A 15,801-nucleotide genomic window follows, 5' to 3' on the forward strand; every position below is an offset into this window, starting at 1 on the left:
GGCCAATGGCGCACAATGTGAGCCGGGTGGCCGCGAAAACCCTCTACTTCGGCGCAAAATCCCGCTATATGCAGCGAAACGGCCCGAAAACGCTGCATGTAGTGGGTCGAGCTGGCCAGTAAGCTTATTGTCGGCATCACCAAAGCCATGCGTCATAGGCATGGTGATTTGCCCGCACTTGGCGTAAAGAGCGTCCAAATCAAATCACCACGCGTGCGGCTGGACCATTTGCCGCCTACGCAGCTTCAGGTCGCGCGGCTCGACGTTCCGCGCCTGGACCAACCAAGGTTTATCCCGTGTCTTTTCCGACCATGAGTGCGCCGCTCGCCCGAGCTTTGGCCGAGCGCAACTACGACCGTCCGACCCCCGTTCAGCTCGCCGTGCTCACGGACGAGGCCGCAGACCGCGACCTCTTGGTTTCGGCCCAGACCGGCTCCGGCAAGACCCTGGCCTATGGGCTGGCGATGGCCAAGGACCTGCTGGGCGACGCCGAGCGGTTCGAGCGGGCGGGTGCACCGCTCGCCCTGATCGTGGCGCCGACCCGCGAGCTTGCCCTGCAGGTCCATCGCGAGCTGGCGTGGCTGTACGAGCATGGGAGTGGGCGCGTCGTCTCCTGCGTCGGCGGCATGGATCCCAGGCGCGAACAGCGCGAGCTTGCGGCCGGCGCTCATATCGTCGTCGGCACGCCCGGCCGGTTGTGCGATCATTTGCGCCGCGGCCGTCTCGACATCTCGGAATTGAAGGTGGTCGTGCTCGACGAGGCCGACGAGATGCTCAATCTCGGCTTTCGCGAGGACATGGAGTTCATCCTCAAGACCACGCCGGACACGCGCCGCACCCTGATGTTCTCGGCGACATTCCCGCGCGGCATCGTCGCGCTGGCCAAGCAGTATCAGCAGCGGGCGTTCCGGATAGAGGTCGCCGGCGACGAAGGCGGTCACGCCGATATCGAGTACCGCGCGATCCGGATCGCGCCCGGCGATGCCGAGCACGCGGTCGTCAACGTGTTGCGCTTCTACGAGGCGCCGAGCGCGCTGGTGTTCTGCAGCACGCGCGATGGCGTCCGGCATTTGCAGGCGGCGCTGCTGGAGCGCGGCTTCTCCGTGGTCGCTCTGTCCGGTGAATTGACGCAGAACGAGCGGACCACGGCGCTGCAGTCGCTGCGGGACGGACGTTCGCGCGTCTGCGTGGCGACCGACGTCGCCGCCCGCGGCATCGATCTGCCTAGCCTCGATCTCGTCATTCATGCGGACCTGCCCAACGATGCCGAGGTCATGCAGCATCGCTCCGGCCGCACCGGCCGCGCGGGCCGCAAGGGGACGAGCATCCTGCTGGTGCCGCCCGTGCGGCGGCGGCGAGCGGAAATGCTGCTGAATGTTTCGGGAATCGACGCGGTCTGGGGGACGGCGCCGCAGCCGGATGAGATCCGCAAACTCGATCACGAGCGCATGAAGGACGTGCTGTTCACGGAAGAGACCACCGCCGACGATCTGGCGCTGGCGCAGGCCCTATTGGCCGAGCGGTCCGCTGAGGAGATTGCCGCTTCACTCGCACGGCTCTATCGCGCGCGGCTGCCGTCGCCCGAAGACATTATGGATCCCGGCGAGCGGAGCAGCCGGCCGCGCGAGGATCGCGGCCGCAATGATATGCGCGCACCGCGCGACGATGTCCGCGCTTCGCGTGGCGACGATCGGCCCGAAAGGGCTCGACCCAAAGCGGGAAAATCGTCGTCGAAGCATGGCATGGCGGATGGCAGCGTCTGGTTCCGGGCCAACATCGGACGAAAAAAGAATGCGGAAGCGCGCTGGCTGTTGCCGATGATCTGCCGTCGTGGCGGCATCGACAAGAACGATATCGGCGCAATCAAGATCATGGACACCACGACCGAGTTCGAAATTTCCGAGCGGGTCGCGGAATCCTTCGCCGTGAAGATCAAGCGTCCGGACAAGGAAGACAATATCCGCCTCGAGCCGATGGCGGATGCGCCGCAGCGGCAAACGGCTTCGGAAGAGCGGTCCCACGCGCCGCGGCGCGACAGCGGCGACAGCGATCATCGCGACCGCGCGCGCGAGCCGAGCGGGTTCAAGCCGCAAGGCAAACCTCAAGGCAAGCCACATGGCAAGCCGCACGAAAAGCCGTACGGCGAGCGCACACCGAAATTCGACGATGCTCCTTCCTTCGCAAAGAAGAAAAAGCACAAGAACAAGCCGGGCCACGCCGAGCCCTCGGTCACGTCGTGGTCTGAGAAGGGCGCCGCCGGAAAGAAGCCGAAGACGAAAAAGAAGCATCGCGCCTGACGGCCGCCTTCCGGCGTCGCCGGGGAGGGGCGCTACGTCGCAGCGAGGTCGCGCAGCATGTAGGTTGCGCTGTCGCCGTAGGTCGCGAGCTTTGCCCGCAGCTCCGCATCCGCCTTGACGGGCCGAAAGCCGAGACGCTCCCACAGCGGCCGCGTGGCGTAGACCGACACCAATGCGAGCGTCGCGATCCCTGACGCGCGCGCGAGCTGTTCGATCGCCAACACATAATCGCGCGCAACGCCGCCGCGAAAGTCGGGCAGCACCGCGACGTCGTGCAAATAGAGGCAGTCCGCATCGCCGGGCAATTGCTCGAGCAAGCCGTCGAGCGGCGGAATCCGGTGCTGCATCCAGGGATGCGCGAGACCGTAGCCGACGATCCCGTCGTCCGTGGCAAGCACGCGGCAGCCATCGGGATAGAGCCGCATCTTTTCCGCGAACACTTCGGGACGTTCAGGCAGATCAGGATGGATCCGCGCTGCGATCGTGCTGACCGCCGGCAGATCGGAGGCGTGCGCGGGACGCCAATGCAGCTTGCTCATGTCGACCCGTCGTTCCGTCTCCATCATCCCAGTTTATTCCGATGTGACGATGCGCGCAGCGAAAAAAATCCTTGCCGCCATCTCAGGAATACGACGGCTCGCGCGGCGTCCTACCCATGCAAGCCCATTGCATGACAGGAGAGACCATGACGACATCCTCGATCCGCCTCGCGCTCACGCTCGCAATATCGCTGGCGATGATTCCCGCCGCTTTCGCGGCACCGCCGACAAAGACCGGCAAGACCGACAAGGGCAACGTGCTCACCGACGCCAAGGGCATGTCGCTCTATACTTTCGACAAGGATGCGGACGGCAAGTCGGCCTGCAATGGTCCGTGCGCGACCAACTGGCCGGTGCTGAAGGCCGAGGCGAGCGATGCCGCCGCCGACGGCTACACCGTCATCACGCGCGACGACGGCTCGAAGCAGTGGGCCTACAAGGGCAAGCCGCTCTACACCTTCGCCAAGGACACCAAGCCCGGCGACGTCACCGGCGACGGCTTTCTGAACGGCGCCTGGCATCTGGCGATGCCGTGAGTAGGGTCCACTGCTAGCGCAGCCCCTCATACACCATCAGCCCGCGTGCGATCTGCAGCTTGCGGATCGCGCGCGGCAACAGTTTTTCCGGCTGGTGCAGATAGCGCCAGGAGGTGAGGGCGAACGGGCCAAGCGCGCCGCATTCGTCGTCGAACGGCGCGAGCACGCCTGTCACGCTCACTGGTGTATGCGGGCGGGCGTTGAACGGCAGCAGCAGCAGCTCGAGATAGGCCTTGCTGCCGTCCTCGCGTGTGGCGGTGACGCCGGCGATTGCGCCGAGGCTCTCGTCGGCGACGATGGTCGTGATCTCTTCGATCTCGCGGCGGCTGGCTTCGTTGAACAGCGCCGCAAAGCTCGAATCCTTGAGGTCGCACCCGGCGAGCGCGCAGACGCGCGTGCCCGCGACGCGGAACGGGAAGCCGAGATTGGGCTCGCAGGACAGCACGAAGATGTCACCGAGCAGGCCGCGCACGGCGGCCGGATCGATATCAGCCCGGTCTGGCGCCCGCGCAGTGCCGCGCTTCTCGTTCCAATATGCGGAGAACTCGCGGCTCGACGGATGTTTCATGACTGAACGCTTACCCCGGGGCGCAACCTTGCGGGACAAACCTGTCCCGCTTCAGTGCAGCCGCGATCCCTGTGTTGTTGTGCAGGAGGGGCTTTGCAGCGTCCATGCCGCAGCGGCGTTTTCGGCGTCCCTGGCGCTGCCTTTGCGTCGTTAACGTTAAATTAACTATGCCCTTTCCGTGCGCCGCCCCGCTGCTATGGTGATCGCGGTCGCAAGCTTCGCCGCTTTCTCCAGGTTCTCGGCGAGGCCTGTACACAGGCGTCAAACAGTTTGGTCACCGGCCGCGGGGAGGGGTGGGGATACTCCCGTCTCTCTGGGTACCGGAAGTCCGACACGGATAGGCAGGGCTTTCCCAGGGCCCTGCCTTTTCCTTTTGTGCACTTGCGCAGGGCGGGCAAAGGCGACTATCTCCAAGGCCTGTTGTTACGCCTGTTGCTCCGACGCGCCTGAAAGCGAAGCCGCCTTGGATTCCCCGCCAAATTCTCCGCCGCAAGATCCTCCGTCGCAAGATGCTTCGCTGGGGGTGCCGGCCGTCGTTGAGGAGGCTCCGCGCGAGCCGATCCTGACGCTGCCGTTCGCGCTGACGGCCTATATCCTCTTGCTCGCGGTGATCCATCTGCGGGTGCTGCTGCCGCCGGAGCTCGAGAACTGGACCATCGACGTCTTCGGCTTCATCCCGAAGCGCTACGATTCTTCGCTGCTCAATCTGGAGATTCCCGGTGGGGCGGGCGCCAAGGTCTGGACCTTCGTCACTTATTCGCTGCTGCACGCCAATCTCACCCATCTCGGCTTCAACGTGCTGTGGCTGTTGCCGTTCGGCAGCGCGCTGGCGCGGCGCTTTGGCGCCATCAGGTTCTTCCTGTTCCTGGCGGTGACGGCGGCGGCCGGCGCGGTCGCCCATCTCGTCACCCATGAGCACGCGGTGGCGCCGATGATCGGCGCCTCGGCCTCGGTGTCCGGCGCGATGGCGGCGGCGATCCGCTTCGCCTTCGTTCGCGGCAGCTTCCTGTCTTTCAGCCGATCGGATGCCGATACCGCCGCAAGAGTTCCGGCGCTGCCGCTGTCGCGCGCGCTGCGCGACGGGCGGGTGCTCGGTTTCCTCGCGGTGTGGTTCGGCGTCAACATCGTCTTCGGCGTCGGCGCGATCGGCGTCGACAGCGAGACCACGAGCGTTGCCTGGCAGGCGCATATCGGCGGCTTCCTTGCCGGCCTGTTGCTGTTCACGCTGTTCGATCCCGTGCCGCGCGCGCGAAGCGATGCTGCGGATGCGTCATCACAGGACATTTCGGACCGTATTTGAAGCGGTGCTTGCGGCGCCGCCCGAATTCATCCATCATTCCCGAGAAGAATGTTCCGAAGCGACAGGCCGCTAGCGGCGATGCTTCGCAAAGCGCCTGAGCGTGAAACCGGCGCTGAAACTGTTAGTTGAAGACTCGAAGAACAAGTCCGGACCGCGAACAGCGGACGGTTTCGATTCAGGGAGGCGACAATGACGGTACGTTCGATTCTCAACACCAAGGGCCACCAGATCATGAGCGTCGAACCGGACGCCAAGCTGGCGGTCGCGGTTAAATTGCTCGGTGAGAAGAAGATCGGCGCGGTGCTGGTGATGAACCAGAGCCGGCTGGAAGGCATCCTGTCGGAGCGCGACATCGTGCGGGTGATCGGCGAACGCGGCGCCGGCGCACTGGAGGAGCCGGTCTCGCAGGTCATGACCCGCAAGGTCGTCACCTGCAAGGAGACCGACACGGTCGCCGAGCTCATGGAGATGATGACCACCGGCAAGTTCCGCCATCTGCCCGTGGTCGACAACGGCAAGGTGGTCGGCCTGATCTCGATCGGCGACATCGTCAAGCGTCGGGTGCAGGAATACGAGTCCGAGCAGGAAGCCCTGCGCGACTACATCAAGACCGCCTGATCAGGCCTGCTGGTCGGCTTTGGGCGCGGCGCCCTCCGGCGCGGGCGCGAGCTCGTGGATTGCCTCCTGGATGGACTCCAGCGCACGCTCGGCAGCGCGGGTGCCCAGGGCGATGAGGTCCTCGGAGCGGTGAAAATCGAACCAGCCGAATTGACCGATCCGCGGTGTGATCAGCATATCGGGCGGATCGCCGGCGAGGCGGGCCCGGGTGATGCGGTCCTGCATGATGTTGAAGGCGTCGACCATCACCGAAGAGAGGCCGGGCCGGGCGCTGCCGCCGCCGAAGAACTCGCGCTTCACCGTCTTCTCAGGCGAGAAGAATCTCGGGAAGCGCCGCTTTGACGTCTGCTCTTCCGCCGCGGGGATCACCGGCTCGGGTATCGCGCCGTGCGAATAGACCGTCGTCGAATAGGTGAAGATGTCGCTGGAAAGATTTGCGGCGATGACGATTTCTGCGCCGAGCGCGCGCGCGGCCGAGACCGGCACCGGGTTCACCAATGCGCCGTCGACCAGCCAGCGATCGCCGATCAGGACCGGAGAGAAGATGCCGGGCAGCGCATAGGAGGCGCGCATCGCGTCGACCACGCGGCCGCGCGTCAGCCAGATCTCGTGGCCGGTGCGGACCTCGGTCGCGACGGCGGCGAACTTGACCGGGAGATCCTCGATCTGGCTCTGGCCGCAGGCAGCCTCGAGCCGGGTCGCCAGCTTCTCGCCGCCGATCAGGCCGGAGCCGTTGAGGCGGATGTCGAGATAGCCGAGGATGTTGCGCATCCCTTGCAGGCTGCGGCCCCATTCTTCCAGCGTATCGAGCCGGCCGGCCGCATAGAGGCCGCCGACCACGGCGCCAATCGAGGTGCCGACCACGACGTCAGGCACTATTCCGTTGGCGAGCAGGGTCCGGATAATGCCGATATGAGCGAAGCCGCGCGCCGCGCCGCCGCCAAGCGCAAGGCCGATGACCGGCCGGCGGATGCTGCCCAGGCCGACTTTCTCGGCGACCTTGTCGCTGTTCGAACCCCGACCCTTCAATATGTCCAGCACCGAAACTCTCCTACGCCGGGACCCGCCATCAGACTAGGCACCGCAGTCGCGCTCCGCCAGAACCGGGCCGAAGCATGGTTTATGCCGGTTTGGGAAGGGCACGGGGCAGGAGTATGGCGAGGCGCGGTTGCCCCTGGGGTAATCACGCAGGCGTCAACCGGGTTCCAAAAGCCGTGTCGGGCCGTATTTCTCGGGGTTTCGGAGGCTTGAATTTGCCGCGTTTTCGGTGAAAAGCAGGTGGCATGACTCTCGGGGGTGACGGCATCATCGGATGGCGGCGCAGCGCATCGCTGCTGCCGGCGCTGATCCTTGCTGCCTGCCTCTATGCCTTTGGCCAAAATGCTGCGCAGGCGCAGCTTTTCTCCGATCGTCCACCGCCGGTGCCGCCCGCATCGGTGCCCGATCCCGGCGGCGCGGTCAGTCTGGCGCCGCCCTCCGGCCCGGGTGCCGGACCGCCGAGCCTGCCGCCGACCCTGTTGCAGCCGACCACGCCCAGCATGCCGCCGCCCGCGGTCACGACCGTGCCGTCCGCCGCGCCGCTCAACGCGGCCGTGCCCGGGCAGGGCGTGCTGTCACTGACGGCGAAATACGGCAAGGACACCCCCCCGATCACCAGCGGCCTGGTCTGGCGCGTGTTTGCCGATCGTCCCGACGAGAACGGCACCTTCAAGCTGATCCGCGAGGACCGCAATGCCACGCCGAACATCGTGCTGCCGCCCGGCAATTACGTCGTGCATGTCGCCTTTGGCCTCGTCAGCGCGGTGCGCACCGTCAGCCTGAAGGCCGAGACCGACCGCGAGTCCTTCGTGCTGCCCGCCGGCGGCTTGCGCATCGAGGGCCGCGTCGGCACCAGCCGCATTCCGCAGAACCAGATCTCGTTCGCGATTTACAAGGGCAGCCAGTTCGAATCCGGCGAGCGCGCCTCCCTGGTGCCGAACGTCGCCGCCGGTGACGTCGTGCTGCTGCCGGAGGGCACCTACTACATCATCTCGAATTACGGCGATGCCAATTCGGTGGTGCGCTCGGACATCCGCGTTCAGGCCAGCAAGCTCACCGACGTCACCATCACCCACCGCGCCGCCGTCATCACGCTCAAGCTGGTCAGCGACAGGGGCGGCGAGGCGCTCGCCAACACCGCCTGGTCGGTGCTGACCCCGGGCGGCGACGTCATCAAGGAATCGATCGGCGCCTTCCCGCGCGTCGTGCTCTCGGAAGGCGAATACCGCGCCATCGCCAAGAACGAGGGCAAGGTCTACGAGCGCGGGTTCAACGTCGTCAACGGCGTCGACGGCGAAGTGGAAGTCGTCGCGCGGTAGTGCTTGAGCGGTGATACCGCATGCGGCCTGACGCTGGTCTTCGTGTCTGGCGAACACGTCTCATTCAGCGCACGGATCTCCCATATCTTATTACCGCCAGTCCTCGTCACGTGCGAAAGCGGATGCTCTCCGCTGCTCCGTTTGGTGTTGCGATTTGAATAGCTTTGTCAGCGCTACCAGGCAGGACCGACAAACACCGGCACCCCCGGCTTATTCCAGCGGCGCCGCGACTTCCTCACAGCCGGTGCAAGATACCTATTTCCGATAATCAATTTTATTCGCTTTCCATCCTGCTGCGTTATATGTCGGGCATCCCTCCAACGGAGGAGGCCGGAGCAGGCTCGTGCGTCTGCGAGACCGGCAAGGAGCAGGGGACCAAGCTCGTCGGCATGTTCGAAGTGATCCTCACCAGGCGTAAGCGGTTCGGCTGGCGGTGGCAGGTGTGCGACCAATCCGGCAAGAAATTCGCCGATGGCTTCGAGCGCACCCGGCCGTCCGCCAAATATCATGGCGAGCGCGCATTGTTCTTTCTGTTGTCGCAGGCCCATCTGCGCAACCGCTTGGCGACGTCCAGCGAGGACTAGTCGCCTCAGCGCGTGCGGGTCTCCGCAGCCCGGCTTGCGCTTCGCTTCATCCGGCGACTAGACTTCTCTGCGAGCGCCGTCAGATGTCCACAACGAGCTTGCCCTGCGTCGCGTGATCGCGGATCAGCGCATAGGCATCGCCGACGTTCTCCAGTGTGAAGTGCCGGGCATCGAGCGTCGGCAAGAGCTTGCCGGCCTCAACCAGGCGCGTGGCTTCCGCCATGATCACTCCGTGATGCGCGCGGCCTTCCCCTGAGAGCAGCGGCAGCAGCGTGAACACGCCGGAATAGGTGGCGGAGCGGAACGAGAGCGGCGCAAGCGCGTGCGAGCCCCATCCGAGCGCGCTCACGACATGGCCGAAGCGGCGCACGGCTTCGAAGGAAGCGTCGAGTACCTGACCGCCGACGGTGTCGTAGACGACGTCGAAGCCGCGGCCGCCCGTATGCTCTGCAACATAAGTCGCGATGGCGGTATCGCGATCGATGAAGGTCGCGCCAAAGCCTTCGATGGTGGCGCGCTGCGATGCCGAGCCGGTCGCGAACATTTCTGCCCCGAACGCGCGCGCGATCTGGATTGCCATGTGCCCAACGCCGCCTGCGCCGCCATGGATCAACACCTTTTGTCCGGCCTTCAGCGCCGCGCGGTCGATCAGTCCTTCCCAGGCCGTGATGAAGATGAGGGGCAGGGCGGCTGCCTCCCGCATGCTGAGATTGGCAGGCTTCAACGCCAGCAGGTCGGCGTCGACAGCGGCGAATTCGGCGAGCGATCCCTGCACACCGCCGACGCCTCCCGTCATGCCATAGACCTCGTCGCCCCGGTTGAACCGCGAGACGTCACGACCGGTCTGTTCGATCACGCCGGCGAGATCCAGCCCGAGGATTGCAGGCAGCGGATGGCGCGCATGCGCCGCCGCGCCCGCATGGATCTTGGTGTCGAGCGGATTGATCCCGCTCGCGCGGAGTCGCACCAGCACCTCGCGCGGACCGATCTCGGGCGTGGGGACGGTTGAGGGGCGCAGCGGCGCGTTGTGGGTCTCCAGGACAGCCGCGCGCATCGTCGATTGTCTCGTCATGATCGTCTTGCTCCGTTGTCGGCCTCCAATATGCCCATGATTTTTTGCATGGGAAGGAATGAGAATGTACGATTGTCGTGCGTTTTTGTATGAGGAGGCTTCCGGTGGACTGGAGCGATCTGCGCATCTTCCTGGCGGTTGCGCGCGAAGGCACTCTCGGCGCGGCCGCACGGAAGATCGGCCAGACCCAGCCGACGATGGGACGGAGACTTCGTGCGCTCGAAAAGTCGCTCGGACAAACGCTGTTCCAGCGCACGGCGGATGGCTTCGTGCTGACCGACGAGGGCACAGCTGTGCTGCGCCATGCCGAGCGGATTGAAGAGGAGGCGCTCGCCTTGGAGCGGCGTGCATCCGGCGCGGAGACGCAGCTCGATGGCTTGCTGCGTCTGTCGTCGTCGGACTGGTTCGGGACGGTGATACTCTCGCCGCTGATTGCCGCGTTCGGCAAGCGCCATCCCAAGGTGACCGTCGAGCTTCTGACCGATGCGCGCCTCTACAGTCTGCCGCGCCGCGAGGCTGATCTCGTCTTCCGCATCAAACCGTTCGACGAGCCTGAAGTGATCTCCCGGAAGCTGCTCCATATTCCCTACGCTCTCTACGGCAAGAAAGGCAGCAAGCCGCCACGCGCCGGCGACGGAAGCGGTATCCGTGTTGTGACCATGAACGCCGAATTCGCCGACATGCCCGATGCCCTCTGGTTGAAGCGCACGCTGCCGAATATGCAAATCGCCTCGCGCAGCAATAATAGGCAGGCGCAGGCGGAGCTTTGCGCGAGCGGCGGCGGGCTGGCAGTGCTGCCGCGTCCCCTCGGCGACCGCGACCGCCGGCTGGTCGCGCTCGACATCGGCGCGACGCCACCCGGCCGCGACACCTATGTCGGCTATCACCGCGATCTCAGGCGCCTCGCTCGCCTGCGCGCGCTGCTCGATCTCGTGATCGATCGATTGGCAGGGTGATGGCTCTTGACACGCTGCCGTGGCCAGGGTGTGCGCAGCGATACCCGGGACAGGTGCGGCGCGAGCTGGATTGCGCTGGGCTCATCCGGGTTACAAGACCTTGCGGCGCCCGTCAGGCGAAACACCCAAGCTGTCGGTCAATTCCTGACCTCAAAATATTCCGCTTTACCGAAATTCGGAAACGGCGTATGTCTCGCCGTAACCCGGCCCAAGGAAGAGGGGCGTATCGCGATCGTCACGAACGCGGGCCGGACGGCGGTGGACGTGGGTGACATCGGCGCGAACGGCTTCGCAGGGCGGGCAACCGTGAGTGAAGGCCTCGCGCACACGACGGGTGTGATCCGCGTACGGCAAAATCGTGTGGTCCTGGCGCCCGGGGTCTGTGCGCCAAGCCTTGCGGTGATGTGGGTTGCCCAACCGGGCGCACGCGTCAGCCATCCGCAAGGCGACGGGGGCAATAGTGCATCGCTCCCCGGGGAGAGCGCGACATAAGCTGTAAAGCCACTGCGCAGGGAAGGCTGGATGTTGGGCTTCACCTGTATGCCGCTGTGCAATATTCTTACGACAATCTCGCACAGTGGACCGCGGGTGCCAGCCGGCACCCGGTCTTCCCTGCGCCCTCTTTCAATTGAGGGTAAACGACGAAGCAAAGCTCGGGCGAGCAAGCCGCGAGGATGCGAAGGTGTGTCTGCGATCCGGAATGCGAATGGAAGCGCGACGCTGCCACCCACAGACTCCGTCATTGCGAGCGCAGCGAAGCAATCCAGTCTGCCGCCGCGGAAAGATTCTGGATTGCTGTGCTGCGCTCGAAATGACGGGGATGATGGAAGTGCCCGGCGCCGAGATCGCAAAGCTGCTCGCCGCTTTCAGCCAGCGTGCTTCACGGGCGGCGTAACTCGGACGGATAACACTCATAGACCAGCGCCTTGAAGGCGGGCGTGATGCGGCTGCGCTCGTTCTGGGTCTGCTGCATCAGCAGGTAGACCATGTCGAGCTTGGGATCGACGCCGAAATAGGTGCCGCTGCCACTGTCCCATTTCAACTCGCCGAGCGAGCCCGGCGGCGGCGGTTTGGCGTTGCCGGGATCGGTCCGCACCGCAAGGCCATAGCCATAGCCGAAACCGTCGCCCGGAAAATAGAAATAGTCGCGTCCGACGCCCGAGCCCGGCCCGACGTGATCGGTCGTCATGGCCTTGAAGGCCGCAGGACTGAGATAGCGCTTGCCGTCGAACTCGCCGCCATTGAGCAGCATCTGCGAGAAGCGCTGATAGTCGGTGATGGTCGAGAGCAGCCCGCCGCCGCCGGACTGCCATTCGGGATGGTCGAGGCGCTCGCGCTCGGCGGCGAGCAGGATGTTGTCGTTCGGCAGGGGCCGCGCCATCCGCGCGAGCTCGTCCTCGGTCGCCAGCGCGAATTTTGTGCTGCTCATGCCGAGCGGATCGAAGATGCGCTGCTTGAGGAATGCGTACAGCGTCTGGCCCGAGATGATCTCGATGACGCTGCCGAGCACGTCGGTGGAATGACCGTAGCGCCACAGCGTTCCCGGTTGCCGTGCCAGCGGCAGCCTCGCGATTCGTTGGGCGAACTCCCTGTTGTCGAATTGACCTTCGAAGATGTTGGCGGCCTTGTAGGCCTGCTCGACCCATTTGCCGCCGATATAGTCGTAGCTGATGCCCGAAGTGTGCCGCAGCAGATCCTCGATGTTGACGGGACGGACCGGGGCCACGAGATCCACCTTCAGCGTGCCGTCGGGATTGGTGACCTCGAGGCCTACCTTGGTGTCGGCAAAGAGGGGAATGTATTTCGACACGGAGTCGGTGAGCGCAAGCTTGCCCTGGTCGATCAGCATCATCGCGCCGAGGCACGTGACCGGCTTGGTCATCGAGTGGATGGCGAAGATCGTATCGGACGTCATCGCGAGGCCCGTTCTGGTGTCGCGCACGCCAAAAGTCTTCAGATAGACCGGCTTGCCGTGCTGCTGGACCAGCACCACCACGCCCGGCAGCCGGCCGCTCGTCACCTCGTTGTCAAAATACGCGGTGATACGGTCGAGCCCGTCGGACGACGGCGCGGGGATGTCGGCGGCGCGGCTTCGCGCCATCGTGCCGGCCAGCAGCGCGGCTCCGACCAGAAATTCACGACGCTTCATCCGGGCTTCCTCCCTTGCCGGGATCAAAGCCGCAAGACGTCGAAGGCGTCAACACGCCTTCGGTTAAAATCGCGTCACGATTTCAGAAAGGACCGGTCGCGGACGGTCCTCGCTCGGCCTGGTCGGCTTGCCGATATGGACGAAGCCGGCAAGTTTCTCATCCGGCTTGAGGCCGAGGCCGTCCAGCACGTCGCGATCGAACGAGAACCAGCCGGTCAGCCAGCAGGCGCCGTAGCCGAGCGCGGTCGCGGCCGTGACAATGTTCATGACGCTGGCGCCGGCCGACAATTCCTGCTCGAAGGCCGGCACTTTCGGATGCGGCTTGGTGAAGCTGACGATGCCGATCACCAGCGGCGCATCCGTGAGGCGTTTGCGCTCGGTCTCGACATCGGCCGCTGCCGCGCCGGGATTCTTCCGGGCAAACACCTTCGCGATCACCTCGCCGGCGCGCTCGCGCGCATCGCCCTCGAAGATGATGAAGCGCCAGGGCGCGAGCTTGCCATGGTCGGGCACGCGCGCGCCGATGGTGAGGATGGTCTCGAGCTCGGCCGGGGAGGGGCCGGGCCCGGACATCTCGCGCGGCTTGACCGAGCGGCGGGTCTTCAGGAGTTCGATGGCGTCGGGCACTGCGGTTTCCTCTTCGGCTGGTCGTCGGGCGTGCAATCCCCACATAGGAATGCACGCCCGCAACCGAAAGCGAGTTTAGACCGATTTCAGATGTCAGGCCGCGCCGCGCGCCCGCTTCACATCCGGCGGGGTCGCCTCGTCGACGAGGGCGGCGATGGCCTCCACCGTCGTCGTCACTTGCTGACCGTCGCTGCCGAGCCGGCGGATCGAGACCGACTGCGTCTCGGCCTCTTTCTTGCCGACCACGAGCAGTGCCGGAATCTTGGCCAGCGAATGCTCGCGGACCTTGTAGTTGATCTTTTCGTTGCGCAGGTCGATCTCGGCCCGAAGTCCCGCACGCCGGACCTGCTCCAGCACCTGCTTGGCATACTCGTCGGCTTCCGACGTGATGGTGGTGACCACCACCTGCACCGGCGACAGCCAGAGCGGGAAGTTGCCGGCATAGTGCTCGATCAGGATGCCGATGAAGCGCTCCATCGAACCGCAGATCGCGCGGTGCACCATGACCGGCGGCTTCTTGCCACTGTCGTGGTCGATGTAGAACGCACCGAACCGTTCCGGCAGGTTGAAGTCGACCTGCGTGGTGCCGCACTGCCAGTCGCGGCCGATGGCGTCGCGCAGCACATATTCGAACTTCGGCCCGTAGAAGGCGCCTTCGCCCGGATTGATCTCGGTCTTGATGTGATTGTTCTGCGACTGGATCTCACGCAACACCGTCGCCATCACGCGCTCGGCGTGATCCCACATCGCGTCGGTGCCGACGCGTTTTTCCGGCCGGGTCGACAGTTTGACGGTGAGATCGCCGGTGAACCCGAAATCGGCGTAGGTCGACAGGATCAGCTCGTTGATCTTCAGGCACTCGTCGGCGAGCTGATCCTCCATGCAGAAGATGTGCGCGTCGTCCTGGGTGAAGCCGCGCACGCGCATCAATCCATGCATCGCGCCGGACGGCTCGTAGCGGTGCACCACGCCGAACTCGGCGAGCCGCAGCGGCAGGTCGCGGTAGCTCTTCAGGCCATGCTTGAAGATCTGCACGTGGCCCGGGCAGTTCATCGGCTTCAGCGCGAACCAGCGCTTGTCCTCGGCCTCCTCGCCGGCCGACTGCGCCGCGAACATGTTCTCGCGGTACCAGCCCCAATGGCCGGACGTCTCCCACAGCGACTTGTCGAGGATCTGCGGGGCGTTGACCTCGCTATAGTCGCCGGCCAGGCGCCGGCGCATATAGGCGATCAGCTGCTGGAAGATGGTCCAGCCCTTGGCGTGCCAGAACACGACGCCCGGGCCTTCCTCCTGGAAATGGAAGAGGTCGAGCTCGCGGCCGAGCTTGCGATGGTCGCGCTTTTCCGCTTCCTCGATCTGCTTCAGATAAGCGTCGAGGTCCTCCTGCTTGGCGAACGCCGTGCCGTAGATGCGGGTCAGCATCGGGTTGTTGCTGTCGCCGCGCCAATAGGCGCCGGCCACTTTCATCAGCTTGAAGGCGTTGCCGACCTTGCCGGTCGAGGTCATGTGCGGGCCGCGGCAGAGATCGAACCAGTCGCCCTGGTAATAGATCTTGATCGGCTCGTTGCCGGGAATGGCGTCGACCAGCTCGACCTTGAACGCTTCGCCCTTGTCGCGGAACACCTGTTTCGTCTTTTCGCGATCCCAAACCTCCTTGGTAAAAGGCTTGTCGCGCGCGATGAGCTCGCGCATCTTTTTCTCGATCGCGGCAAAGTCCTCCGGCGTGAACGGCTCGTTGCGGAAGAAATCGTAATAGAAGCCGTTCTCGATCACGGGACCGATGGTGACCTGGGTGCCCGGCCACAGCGTCTGCACGGCTTCGGCAAGTACGTGGGCGCAGTCATGGCGGATCAGCTCAAGCGCGCGCGGATCGTCGCGGTTGATCAGCTCGATCCTGGCGTCGGCTTCGATGGGATCGTCGAGGTCGGAGACCACGCCGTCGAGCGCCATCGCGACCGTGCGCTTGGCCAGCGACGGCGAAATGCCCTTGGCAAGTTCGAGGCCGGTGATGCTCTTGGCATATTCGCGCCGGGCGCCGTCGGGGAAGGTGAGGGTGATTTTTTCCGGCGGGGTCACGGGTCTCAAATTGCTGAGGCTGTACTGGAAGCCGGATTCGGATTTGGGCTGCTCGGACTTGGACTGGTCCTTGGACTGGTCCTTGGATTGGTCGTTGGGCTGGTCGGTCATGGCGTGTCTCC

At 64.9% G+C, this 15,801-nt stretch carries 14 protein-coding genes; 7 read left to right on the forward strand and 7 right to left on the reverse strand.

Translation table 11 applies throughout. The features are described 5' to 3' along the window. Positions 1-311 precede the first annotated feature (311 nt). Positions 312-2,297 (forward strand): DEAD/DEAH box helicase, encoded by a 1,986-nt coding sequence (locus tag N551_RS0116145; protein WP_035961425.1) that lies wholly within the window; start codon positions 312-314, stop codon positions 2,295-2,297. Positions 2,298-2,329: 32 nt separating this feature from the next. Here N551_RS0116145 and N551_RS0116150 read toward each other — a convergent pair whose 3' ends face one another. Further along, positions 2,330-2,836 (reverse strand): GNAT family N-acetyltransferase, encoded by a 507-nt coding sequence (locus N551_RS0116150; RefSeq protein ID WP_027567805.1) that lies wholly within the window; start codon positions 2,834-2,836, stop codon positions 2,330-2,332. A gap of 146 nt (positions 2,837-2,982) precedes the next feature. Between N551_RS0116150 and N551_RS0116155 the strand changes: the two genes are divergently transcribed. Next, positions 2,983-3,372: a hypothetical protein gene (locus N551_RS0116155; protein WP_027567806.1), complete on the forward strand. Its 390-nt coding sequence runs from the start codon at positions 2,983-2,985 to the stop codon at positions 3,370-3,372. Between the two features lie 13 nt (positions 3,373-3,385). Here the strand turns inward: N551_RS0116155 and N551_RS0116160 are convergent, their stop codons facing one another. Continuing rightward, on the reverse strand, positions 3,386-3,940 hold the full coding sequence (locus N551_RS0116160; protein WP_027567807.1) for a PAS domain-containing protein: 555 nt from the start codon (positions 3,938-3,940) through the stop codon (positions 3,386-3,388). Positions 3,941-4,403: 463 nt separating this feature from the next. Here N551_RS0116160 and N551_RS0116165 point away from each other — a divergent pair, with 463 nt between their 5' ends. Both N551_RS0116165 and N551_RS0116170 read left to right on the forward strand, forming a co-directional pair. Then, the gene (locus N551_RS0116165) at positions 4,404-5,240 is read left to right on the forward strand and encodes a rhomboid family intramembrane serine protease (protein ID WP_027567808.1); all 837 of its coding nucleotides are present in this window, start codon (positions 4,404-4,406) and stop codon (positions 5,238-5,240) included. 189 nt (positions 5,241-5,429) lie between these two features. After that, positions 5,430-5,858, forward strand: coding sequence for a CBS domain-containing protein (locus N551_RS0116170; protein ID WP_007611784.1), 429 nt, complete (start codon positions 5,430-5,432; stop codon positions 5,856-5,858). Here N551_RS0116170 and N551_RS0116175 read toward each other — a convergent pair whose 3' ends face one another. Then, positions 5,859-6,899 carry a patatin-like phospholipase family protein gene (locus tag N551_RS0116175; protein ID WP_027567809.1) on the reverse strand — a complete coding sequence of 347 codons (1,041 nt, stop codon included), beginning with the start codon at positions 6,897-6,899 and terminating at the stop codon, positions 5,859-5,861. 242 nt (positions 6,900-7,141) lie between these two features. Between N551_RS0116175 and N551_RS0116180 the strand changes: the two genes are divergently transcribed. Both N551_RS0116180 and N551_RS38810 read left to right on the forward strand, forming a co-directional pair. Beyond that, entirely contained in the window at positions 7,142-8,215 is a 1,074-nt protein-coding gene (locus N551_RS0116180; RefSeq protein ID WP_027567810.1) for a hypothetical protein, read from the forward strand. Between the two features lie 302 nt (positions 8,216-8,517). Beyond that, entirely contained in the window at positions 8,518-8,799 is a 282-nt protein-coding gene (locus N551_RS38810; protein ID WP_027567811.1) for a hypothetical protein, read from the forward strand. 79 nt (positions 8,800-8,878) lie between these two features. On the opposite strand, the gene N551_RS0116190 is transcribed toward N551_RS38810, so the two are convergent. After that, entirely contained in the window at positions 8,879-9,871 is a 993-nt protein-coding gene (locus N551_RS0116190; RefSeq protein WP_027567812.1) for a zinc-dependent alcohol dehydrogenase family protein, read from the reverse strand. Positions 9,872-9,975: 104 nt separating this feature from the next. Between N551_RS0116190 and N551_RS0116195 the strand changes: the two genes are divergently transcribed. After that, positions 9,976-10,827, forward strand: coding sequence for a LysR family transcriptional regulator (locus N551_RS0116195; protein ID WP_027567813.1), 852 nt, complete (start codon positions 9,976-9,978; stop codon positions 10,825-10,827). Positions 10,828-11,707: 880 nt separating this feature from the next. On the opposite strand, the gene N551_RS0116205 is transcribed toward N551_RS0116195, so the two are convergent. From N551_RS0116205 to thrS, 3 genes are all read right to left on the reverse strand, one after another. After that, complete coding sequence (locus tag N551_RS0116205) at positions 11,708-12,976, reverse strand: serine hydrolase (RefSeq protein ID WP_027567814.1); 1,269 nt, start codon at positions 12,974-12,976, stop codon at positions 11,708-11,710. 63 nt (positions 12,977-13,039) lie between these two features. Further along, on the reverse strand, positions 13,040-13,603 hold the full coding sequence (locus N551_RS0116210) for a nitroreductase (RefSeq protein WP_027567815.1): 564 nt from the start codon (positions 13,601-13,603) through the stop codon (positions 13,040-13,042). A 93-nt stretch (positions 13,604-13,696) separates the two neighbouring features. Next, on the reverse strand, positions 13,697-15,790 hold the full coding sequence (gene thrS, locus N551_RS0116215; protein ID WP_027567816.1) for a threonine--tRNA ligase: 2,094 nt from the start codon (positions 15,788-15,790) through the stop codon (positions 13,697-13,699). Positions 15,791-15,801: the final 11 nt, after the last annotated feature.

The organism is Bradyrhizobium sp. URHA0013 (assembly GCF_000518345.1).
GTDB lineage: Bacteria > Pseudomonadota > Alphaproteobacteria > Rhizobiales > Xanthobacteraceae > Bradyrhizobium.